At 60.0% G+C, this 10256-nt stretch carries 7 protein-coding genes and 4 tRNA genes; 10 read left to right on the top strand and 1 reads right to left on the bottom strand.

The window, feature by feature from the left end; translation table 11 throughout:
* On the bottom strand, positions 1-2408 hold a 2408-nt coding region (gene mutS, locus BN1129_RS06370; RefSeq protein ID WP_042035323.1), incomplete at its 3' end, for a DNA mismatch repair protein MutS.
* A 292-nt stretch (positions 2409-2700) separates the two neighbouring features.
* Here mutS and BN1129_RS06365 point away from each other — a divergent pair.
* From BN1129_RS06365 to BN1129_RS06320, 10 genes are all read left to right on the top strand, one after another.
* Entirely contained in the window at positions 2701-3192 is a 492-nt protein-coding gene (locus tag BN1129_RS06365) for a nicotinamide-nucleotide amidohydrolase family protein (protein ID WP_042035252.1), read from the top strand.
* An 80-nt stretch (positions 3193-3272) separates the two neighbouring features.
* Entirely contained in the window at positions 3273-4334 is a 1062-nt protein-coding gene (recA, locus tag BN1129_RS06360) for a recombinase RecA (RefSeq protein ID WP_042035251.1), read from the top strand.
* Between the two features lie 35 nt (positions 4335-4369).
* The gene (locus BN1129_RS06355; protein ID WP_042035250.1) at positions 4370-4873 is read left to right on the top strand and encodes a regulatory protein RecX; all 504 of its coding nucleotides are present in this window, start codon (positions 4370-4372) and stop codon (positions 4871-4873) included.
* Positions 4874-5400: 527 nt separating this feature from the next.
* Positions 5401-8025 (top strand): alanine--tRNA ligase, encoded by a 2625-nt coding sequence (gene alaS, locus BN1129_RS06350; RefSeq protein WP_042035248.1) that lies wholly within the window; start codon positions 5401-5403, stop codon positions 8023-8025.
* A gap of 16 nt (positions 8026-8041) precedes the next feature.
* Complete coding sequence (locus BN1129_RS06345) at positions 8042-9289, top strand: aspartate kinase (RefSeq protein WP_042035246.1); 1248 nt, start codon at positions 8042-8044, stop codon at positions 9287-9289.
* Between the two features lie 93 nt (positions 9290-9382).
* A complete protein-coding gene (gene csrA / locus BN1129_RS06340; RefSeq protein WP_026456466.1) occupies positions 9383-9571 on the top strand; it encodes a carbon storage regulator CsrA in 189 nt (62 codons plus the stop codon).
* A 211-nt stretch (positions 9572-9782) separates the two neighbouring features.
* Positions 9783-9875 (top strand) — tRNA-Ser (locus BN1129_RS06335).
* 3 nt (positions 9876-9878) lie between these two features.
* Positions 9879-9955: transfer RNA gene (locus BN1129_RS06330), tRNA-Arg, on the top strand.
* A gap of 100 nt (positions 9956-10055) precedes the next feature.
* Positions 10056-10132 (top strand) — tRNA-Arg (locus BN1129_RS06325).
* A gap of 26 nt (positions 10133-10158) precedes the next feature.
* Positions 10159-10235: transfer RNA gene (locus BN1129_RS06320), tRNA-Arg, on the top strand.
* Positions 10236-10256 lie beyond the last annotated feature (21 nt).

Here is a 10256-nt window from a genome sequence, read left to right as displayed (position 1 = left end):
GCCTGATGGATCACCGATTTCGGCACTCCCGCCAGCGCCGCCACTTGCAGGCCGTAGGAGCGGCTGGCCGCTCCCTCCTGCACCGCATGCATGAAGGCGATGGTGTCGCCGTGCTCGACCGCGTCCAGATGGACGTTAGCCAGCCCCTCAATCAGCTCCGGCAGCCGGGTCAGCTCGAAGTAGTGGGTGGCAAACAGGGTGTAGGCGCCAATCTTGCTCGCCAGCTGCTCGGCGCAGGCCCACGCCAGCGAGAGGCCGTCGTAGGTGCTGGTACCGCGGCCAATTTCGTCCATCAGCACCAGACTGCGGGCGGTGGCGTTGTTGAGGATGTTGGCGGTTTCGGTCATCTCTACCATGAAAGTCGAGCGGCCAGATGCCAGATCATCCGATGCCCCGATCCGGGTGAAAATACGGTCGATGGGGCCGATGTGGGCGCTGTCGGCGGGTACGAAGGCACCGATATGGGCCAGCAGCACGATCAGCGCGGTCTGGCGCATATAGGTGGATTTACCGCCCATGTTGGGGCCTGTGATGATCAGCATCCGGCGATCCCGCTCAAGCCGGATGGGGTTGGCGATAAAGGGATCGCTCATCACCTGTTCAACGACAGGATGGCGGCCCGCCTCGATCAGGATCTGATCCTCGTCGATGAGGGTCGGGCAGCGGTAGTCGAGGCTCTCGGCCCGCTCCGCCAGGTTGGCCAGCACGTCCAGCTCCGCCAGTGCAGCGGCGGACTCCTGTAGATCGCCGAGGTGGGGCAGCAGGGTGTCGAGCAGCTCTTCGTAGAGCCGTTTCTCCAGTGCCAGCGCCAGCGCCTGGGCGGTGAGCACCTTGTCCTCGTATTTTTTAAGCTCATCGATGATGTAGCGTTCGTTGTTCTTGAGGGTCTGGCGGCGGATGTAGTGAGCCGGCACCAGATGGCTGTTGGCGCGACTGACTTCGATGTAGAAGCCATGTACCCGGTTGTAGCCCACCTTGAGGGTGTTGATGCCGGTCAGCGTCTTCTCGCGCTCCTCGATGCGGGCCAGGCTGGCGGTGGCGCCGTTGGCCAGATCCCGCAACTCGTCCAGCTCCTGATTGAAGCCGTCACGGATGACGCCACCATCGCGGATCAGCACGGGTGGCACCTCCATCACGGCGCACTCCAGCAGGCTCAGCAATTCGGGGAAGGTGCTGGCGCGCTCTGCCAGTTGCTGCACCGCCTCGTGCTGGTTATCTGCCAGCAGGCGCTGCAGCTCGGGCAGCTGGGCAAACGCCTGCCGCAGCCGGGTGAGGTCGCGCGGGCGGGCCGAACGCAGGGCGAGACGAGCCAGCACCCGCTCCACATCGCCCACCTGACGCAGCAGGTTGCCCAGCTCATCGTAGAGGTTCTGCTCGATAAGCGTGTGGATGGTGCTCTGGCGACCTTTCAGGATCACCCGATCGCGGATCGGCTGGTGGATCCAGCGCTTGAGCAAACGGCTGCCCATGGGGGTGGCGGTGCGATCGAGCACCTCGGCCAGGGTATTTTCATACCCGCCCGCCAGATTCTGGGTCAGCTCCAGATTGCGGCGGGTGGCGGCATCCATGATGACAGCGTGATCAGGCTGCTCGAGGCGCACGCTGCGGATGTGGGGCAGGGCGGTGCGCTGGGTGTCTTTGACGTACTGCATCAGGCAACCGGCGGCGCACAGGGCTGTCTCGCTCTTGTCGACCCCGAAGCCTACCAGATCCTGGGTGCCGAACTGCTGGCACAAGAGGGTGCGGGCGGTGCCGAGCTCGAACTCCCACTCGGGGCGACGACGCAGACCACGGCGACCCTCGACGTGCTGTAAAAACGCGAAGGATTCGGGATAGAGCAGCTCCGCCGGATTGGTGCGTTGCAGCTCCGCCAGTAACGTCTCTTCCTTGTCGAACTGGTTGATGAAGAAGCGGCCCGAGCCGATATCCATGGTGCCGTAACCGAAGCGGCGGCCATCGTGATAGACGGCGGCGATCAGGTTATCCTGCCGTTCGCTGAGCAGCGCCTCGTCGGAGACGGTGCCCGGGGTGATGATGCGAATGACCTTGCGCTCCACCGGTCCCTTACTGGTGGCGGGATCCCCCACCTGCTCGCAGATGGCGGCGGATTCACCGAGCTGTATCAGCTTGGCCAGGTAGCCTTCGATGGCGTGATAGGGCACCCCCGCCATGGGGATTGGGGTGCCCGCCGACTGGCCGCGCTTGGTCAGGGAGATATCGAGCAGCTGGGAGGCCTTGCGGGCATCGTCATAGAACAGCTCGTAGAAGTCGCCCATGCGATAGAACAGCAGGATCTCGGGGTTCTCGGCCTTGAGGCCAAGGTACTGCTGCATCATGGGCGTGTGGGCGCTCAGATTGGCGCCGGGCGCGGAGCCAATGGCGCCGCTGGCTTGGTGTTGTGCTGTCATGTTCTATTCCAGAAGGGGCCTCTTCGGGCCTGGGTCTGCGGTGATGGGCATTGAACTTGATGGCGCCATTCTACACGTAAGCGCCGTCGCAGTGGAGGCATGGCTGCCATGGCGCTGCCCGCATAGCCCAAGCCCCGCAGGCAAGCCTTGGCAGGCTGCGCCTGCACGAAGCGGCCCCAGCACCACACATCAGTGCCGCGACGGGGGCGGTCGGGTTCTGCCCTGCGGCGGTTGCGGGCGACAGGATCGGGATCGCATAATGTACCCTTTGAGCGAACCAGAAGGAGCCGGGATGAAACTGGATGCAGAGATAGAGCACCTCGCCACCGAGCTGGGCCTGGCCCTGAGCCAGCGTGGCTGGCTGGCGGCCACCGCCGAATCCTGTACCGGTGGCGGGGTGGCCACGGCCATCACGGATATCGCGGGCAGCTCCGGTTGGTTCGATCGCGGTTTTGTGACCTATACCAACGAGGCCAAGCAGCAGATGCTGGGGGTAAGCGATCAGAGTCTGCGGGAACAGGGCGCAGTGAGCGAGTCAGTGGTGCTGGAGATGGCTTGTGGCGCGCTGGCGAACTCGTTGGCCTCCATCAGCGTCGCCATCAGTGGCATCGCCGGTCCCGGTGGCGCCACCGAGGACAAGCCGGTCGGCACCGTCTGGTTCGCCTGGGCCGACCGCAATGGTCGTCATCACTCCCTGTTGGCCCGTTTTGACGGGAACCGGCGGCAGGTACGCCAGCAGGCAGTCAGGCAGGCCCTGGCCGGTCTGTTGGCCCTGCTCAGATAAATTGGGCTTGATACTGTATGAATAGACAGTATACTTAGCCCAACTTCACTTCTTACTCACGATTTCCAGCGGAGATTGGCATGGATCAGAACAAACAGAAGGCACTGGCGGCTGCGCTGGGTCAGATTGAAAAGCAGTTCGGCAAAGGTTCCATCATGCGTCTGGGCGACAGCAAGACCATGGATATCGAAGCTATCTCTACCGGTTCCCTCTCTTTGGACGTGGCGCTTGGCATTGGCGGCTTGCCGTGTGGTCGTATCGTCGAGATCTACGGCCCGGAATCTTCCGGTAAAACCACCCTCACCCTGCAGGTGATTGCGGAAGCCCAGAAAAAAGGCAAGGTTTGTGCCTTTATCGATGCGGAACACGCCCTCGACCCTATCTATGCGGCCAAGCTGGGCGTCAACGTTGACGACCTGCTGATCTCCCAGCCGGATACCGGTGAACAAGCGCTGGAAATCTGCGACATGCTGGTTCGCTCCAACGCCGTTGACGTCATCATCGTCGACTCCGTGGCGGCCCTGACGCCGAAAGCGGAAATCGAAGGGGAGATGGGTGACTCTCACGTCGGCCTGCAGGCCCGTCTGATGTCCCAGGCGCTGCGCAAGTTGACCGCCAACATCAAAAACGCCAACTGCCTCTGTATCTTCATCAACCAGATCCGGATGAAGATCGGCGTCATGTTCGGCAGCCCGGAAACCACGACTGGTGGTAACGCGCTCAAGTTCTACGCCTCCGTGCGTCTGGATATCCGTCGCATCGGCGCTATCAAGGAAGGTGACGAAGTGGTCGGTAACGAGACCCGCGTCAAGGTGGTCAAGAACAAGGTTGCCCCGCCCTTCAAGCAGGCTGAATTCCAGATCTTCTACGGTGTTGGTATCTCCAAAGAGGGCGAACTGGTGGATCTGGGCGTCAAGCACAAGCTGATCGATAAGGCCGGCGCCTGGTACAGCTACAACGGCGAGAAGATCGGTCAGGGCAAGGCCAACGTGATGAAGCTCTTCTCCGAGAACAAGGCGATGGCGGCCGAGATAGAAGCCAGACTGCGTGAACTGCTGCTCTCCGGTGATGCGCCGGCCGAGAAGCCGGTGGTGGCGGAGGCTGACGAGCTCGAAGCCGAAAGCGAACAAGAGTTCGAATAACAGGAAGGCCGGGCTAACCCCCGGCCTTGTCATTTATGGCTGATATATCCACTCCCAGCGAGCCCCCTGAACTCTCCTTCGAAGAGCTGTTTGCCTCAGCCAAAGCCTTCGCCATGCGCAGTCTGGCTCGCCGCGAGAGCGCCGAGTCGGAGCTGGCCAACCGGCTGCGCAAGCAGGATTTCAATGATGAGGTGATCAGTGCTGTGCTCGACTATTGTCGCGGCTACAACTGGGTCGATGACGAGCGTTATGGCGCCATGGCAGTACGAGCCGGTGCGACCAAGGGGCAGGGGCCCATCAAGATCCGCTTCGATTTGCGCCGCAAGGGGCTCAGTGATGCGCAGATAGAGGCCGCCTTCGAGCAACCCGAGCTGGACTGGTTCGAGCTGGCACTCGCGTTGCTGCAACGACGGGCCAGAGTCAGTGAGCTGGGGGATTTCAAACTGCGGATGAAGTGGATCAAGTATCTGCTGGGACGCGGATTCAACCAGGATCAGGCCCGTTATGCCATCGCAGCCATGATGGAGCAGAGTGCCTAGTGTGGCGTTTGCCACTGACGGTTGAATAGGTCGTGAGGAAAGTGGCTTGAAGAAAGTGACTTGAGAGGGTGTCTGGGCGGCTCGTTGTCATGGCTATCGCGGCTGGCTTCACCACGCTGGTTGTCGAGAGGTTTGCCATCGCGGCCCGGAGCGTCTCTTGAACGACTCAGGGTATGTCCTTTCTTCCACTGCGCTTGCATTGACCGGGCTCCTTGCCAAGCACCTGGCCCGCGCAGGCCATGAGTGCCAACGACTGCGCAGCATAGTCACCCGCTTGCGATTCAGCCATGGCTGGCCGAATGGCCGACCTGACGCCGAGGGGATAGCCCCTCGGATCCGAGCCTGAAAATTCTCCCGCTGCTGACCCCATCTCACCGGTAAAAACGGCAGGGTTGCTTCCCTGGTCTGCCAACACAGCGTGATGCGCGCTTTTTCACCCGTCACGGGCTGGTACGTTTTACTTTACCCCGCAGAAAACTTACATTAATGCGGTTAAAAGTCCGTATTCGAATCAAGCAGGATTTTCCATGTATATGTCCACGTCAGAGTTACGCTCAGCGTTCCTCGAGTATTTCCGCTCCCAGGGGCACCAGGTTGTCTCCTCCAGCTCGCTGGTGCCGCATAACGACCCGACCCTGTTGTTCACCAACGCAGGTATGAACCAGTTCAAGGATGTATTCCTTGGCGCCGACAAGCGTGCCTATAACCGCGCCACCACGGCCCAGCGTTGCGTGCGGGCTGGCGGTAAGCACAATGACCTGGAAAACGTCGGCTATACCGCTCGTCACCACACCTTCTTCGAGATGTTGGGCAACTTCAGTTTCGGTGACTACTTCAAGCAGGACGCCATCCGGTTTGCCTGGGAATTCCTGACCGGGACCCTCAAGCTGCCCAAAGAGCGCCTGCTGGTAACCGTGTATGAAACGGATGATGAAGCCTTCGACATCTGGGCAAATGAAATGGGTGTGCCGGTCGAGCGCATAGTGCGCATCGGTGACAACAAGGGTGCTTCGTTTGCTTCCGATAACTTCTGGCAGATGGGTGATACGGGTCCGTGCGGCCCCTGCACCGAGATCTTCTATGACCACGGTGATCACCTCTGGGGTGGCCCTCCCGGTTCACCGGAAGAAGATGGCGACCGTTTCATCGAGATCTGGAACGTGGTCTTCATGCAGTTCAACCGTCAGGCCGACGGTACCATGGCACCGCTGCCCCGTCCGTCCGTGGATACCGGCATGGGGCTGGAGCGTATCTCCGCCATCATGCAGGGAGTGCACTCCAACTATGAAATCGACATCTTCCAGGCACTGATCAAGAAAGCGGCCGAGATAGTCGGAACCACGGATTTGAACAACCAGTCCCTGCGCGTCATCGCCGATCACATTCGTTCCTGCGCCTTCCTGGTGGCGGACGGTGTCATGCCATCCAATGAAGGCCGTGGTTATGTGCTGCGTCGCATCATCCGCCGCGCCGTGCGTCACGGGCGCAAGCTGGGTGCCACCGACGTCTTCTTCTACAAGCTGGCCGCCGAACTGGCCGTGCAGATGAAAGACGTGGCGGCCGAGCTGATCGCCCAGCTGCCGCTGGTCGAGCGCGTGCTGCGCATCGAGGAAGAGCAGTTCGTCCGTACCCTGGATCGTGGCCTGTTGCTGCTGGAAGACGTGCTGACCAACCTGGGCGATGCCAAGATTATCCCGGGCGAGGTGGTGTTCAAGCTGTATGACACCTATGGCTTCCCGGCTGACTTGACCGCCGATGTGGTGCGCGAGCGCGAGATCGGTATCGACGAAGAGGGCTTCAATGCCGAGATGGAGAAGCAGCGCGCCCGCGCGAAAGAGGCCTCCAGCTTCGGTGTGAACTACAACGAGGTGCTCAAGCTCGACTTCGAGACCCCGTTTACCGGTTACAAACAGCTGAGTCAGAAGACGACCGTCGTTGGCATCTACAAGGATGGCGTCGAAGTGAACGGCCTCATCTCAGGTGAAGAAGCCGTGGTAGTGCTGGCCGAAACCCCCTTCTACGCCGAGTCCGGCGGTCAGGTGGGTGACTGCGGTATCCTCAAGGTGGATGACGGTATCTTCGCCGTGACTGATACCCAGAAAGCGGGCAAGGCCGTCATTCATAAGGGGTATCTGGAGCTGGGCACCCTGGAGAAGGGGGCCGAGGTCGAAGCCGTGGTCGATGGCGAGCGCCGTCAGGCCGTGGCCCTGAATCACTCGGTGACTCACCTGCTGCACGCAGCCCTGCGTCAGGCGCTGGGGGATCACGTGACCCAGAAGGGGTCTCTGGTGGGCGCCGAGCGCATGCGCTTTGACTTCTCCCACTTCGAAGGACTGACCATGGCGACCATTCGCCGGGTCGAAGAGCTGGTCAACGCCCAGATCCGTGCCAACCATGACGTCAACACCCAGGTGATGGATCTGGAAACGGCCAAGTCGGCCGGTGCCATGGCGTTGTTTGGTGAAAAATATGAAGACGACGTGCGCGTGGTGCGCATGGGCGACTACTCCACCGAGCTGTGCGGCGGTACTCACGCCAAGCGCACCGGTGACATCGGCTTCTTCAAGATCATCGCCGAGAGCGGCATTGCCGCTGGCGTGCGTCGTATCGAAGCCGTGACCGGCAAGGGTGCCATCGATTTCATGCACCAGATGGGCGAGCAGATCGAAGAGGCAGCGGCGCTGGTGAAGGGGGATCAGTTCTCCATCGCCGATAAAGTGCGCCAGATGCTGGACAAGTCCAAGATGATGGAGCGCGAGCTGGAGCAGCTCAAGGCCAAGCTGGCGGCTCAGGCTGGCAGCGACCTGCTCAGTCAGGTGATCGAGATCAATGGCCGGAAGGTGCTGATTGCAGCGCTGGAAGGGGCCGATCCCAAATCACTGCGTGGCATGCTGGACGAGCTGAAAAATCAGATGAAATCCGGTGTTGTGCTGCTGGCAACCAGCAGCGATGACAAGGTCAACCTGATCGCCGGCGTGACCAGTGATTTGACCGGCAAGGTCAAGGCTGGTGAGCTGGTCAATCTGGTGGCCCAGCAGGTGGGCGGCAAGGGCGGTGGTCGGCCCGACATGGCGCAGGCGGGCGGTACCCAGCCGGAAGCTGTGCCTGCGGCACTGCAATCTGTTCACTCCTGGCTGGAAGAGCGCCTGTAATCGGGCGAGGTGATCTGTGGCACTCTATGTACAGAAGTACGGCGGCACCTCGGTCGGCACGCTGGAGCGGATCGAGGCGGTGGCTGAGCGGGTTCAACTGACCCGCGCCCAGGGACACGACGTGGTGGTGGTTGTCTCCGCCATGTCGGGCGAAACCAACCGGTTGCTGGGCATGGCTCAGCAGCTGGATCCGGATGCCAACCGGCGCGAGATGGATGTGCTGGTTTCCACCGGTGAGCAGGTCACCATAGCGCTGTTGGCGATCGCGTTGAACAAACGCGGTTGTTCCGCGGTCTCAATGACCGGCGATCAGGTCCGTATTCATACCGACTCCGCCTATGGCAAGGCGCGTATCAGCCACATTGATACCGAGCAGGTTCAGGCTGAGCTGGGCGCGGGCAAGGTGGTGGTGATCGCCGGATTTCAGGGCCGTGATGCGCATAATGCCATCACGACGCTGGGACGCGGTGGTTCGGATACCACAGCAGTAGCGGTAGCGGCAGCCATCAAGGCCGATGAATGCCAGATCTTTACCGATGTGGATGGGGTCTATACCACGGATCCGCGCATCGAACCCAAGGCCCGTCGTCTCTCCACCATCACCTTTGAGGAGATGCTTGAGATGGCGAGCCTGGGGGCCAAAGTGCTGCAGATCCGTTCGGTGGAGTTCGCGGGCAAGTACCGCGTGCCACTACGGGTGCTGTCGAGCTTTGTCGATGGAGAGGGAACTTTAATCACATATGGAGGTGAGAGGATGGAAGCTCCCCTGGTATCCGGGATTGCGTTCAATCGCAACGAGGCCAGCCTGACCATTCTGGGGGTGCCGGACCGGCCAACGGTGGCGGCGCAGATCCTGAATCCGATCAGCGATGCCAACATTGATGTCGACATGATAGTGCAGAACACCCTGGGGGATGGCACCGCCGATTTCACCTTCACGGTCAATCGCGATGACTATCGCCGGGCTCGCGCCCTGCTGGAGGAGACTGCCAGCGAGCTGGGCGCCGCCTGCGTGCAGGGCAACGGTGAGATAGCCAAGGTGTCCATCGTCGGCGTCGGCATGTGGAATCATCCTGGCGTCGCCCGCACCATGTTCAAGGTATTGGGCGAGGAGGGGATCAACATGCAGTTGATTTCCACCTCTGAAATCAAAATATCCGTGGTGATTGACGAGAAGTACCTGGAGCTGGCGGTGCGCGCGTTGCACGCTGCTTTCGGGCTGGATAATGAGCCTCATGAGCAGCCCTTGGGGAACAATCCCTGATTGATTTAGTTTCAACCATTTACCATATCGGTATCTTTGTAAGATAATGTCGTATATCGATATAAATACAAAACAGGCTACAGGAGCAAGCGAATGCTTATTTTGACTCGTCGTGTAGGGGAAACCCTGATGATTGGTGATGAAGTGACTGTCACCGTACTGGGCGTTAAAGGCAATCAGGTTCGTATCGGTGTGAACGCACCGAAAGAGGTCTCCGTGCACCGCGAAGAGATCTACCAGCGGATACAGGCCGAGAAAGTTCCGGGCCAACCGAATTTCTAAGCCGCATCGATAGCTGCTTGAAGGCGACACCTCTGTGTCGCCTTTTGTTTTTCCGTGCCCGGGAATCGGCTTTCAAGGTACTAAACTGCGGCATAAGTACTGATATTGTTTGAATATTCCACGCTTTGACCAAATGCTGAGCTAACGCACTTTTTTATCCAAAAAAGTGTTTGACTAAAAATCCCTGTGAAGTATTATCAGCCCCGCAAACGGAGAGGTGGCCGAGAGGCTGAAGGCGCTCCCCTGCTAAGGGAGTATGCGGCTTATACCCGCATCGGGGGTTCGAATCCCCCCTTCTCCGCCATTTGCGCCCGTAGCTCAGCTGGATAGAGTACCTGGCTACGAACCAGGTGGTCGGAGGTTCGAATCCTCCCGGGCGCACCATATTACGACTCAAGCAAGAGTCATGTGTTGACCATCAGCAAGTCGACACTTTGGAAAAGGCTTACTGATAAGTAAGCTTTTTTTATCGTTTAAAATCAGGGCGCCCGTAGCTCAGCTGGATAGAGTACCTGGCTACGAACCAGGTGGTCGGAGGTTCGAATCCTCCCGGGCGCACCATTTTGAGCAGTACCAAAAGTTTGTGAGCGCCCGTAGCTCAGCTGGATAGAGTACCTGGCTACGAACCAGGTGGTCGGAGGTTCGAATCCTCCCGGGCGCACCATTTTGAGCAGTACCAAAAGTT

Origin of the sequence: Aeromonas popoffii (assembly GCF_000820025.1) — a bacterium.
Lineage (GTDB): Bacteria > Pseudomonadota > Gammaproteobacteria > Enterobacterales > Aeromonadaceae > Aeromonas > Aeromonas popoffii.
This window is presented reverse-complemented; position numbering and strand designations above follow the sequence as displayed.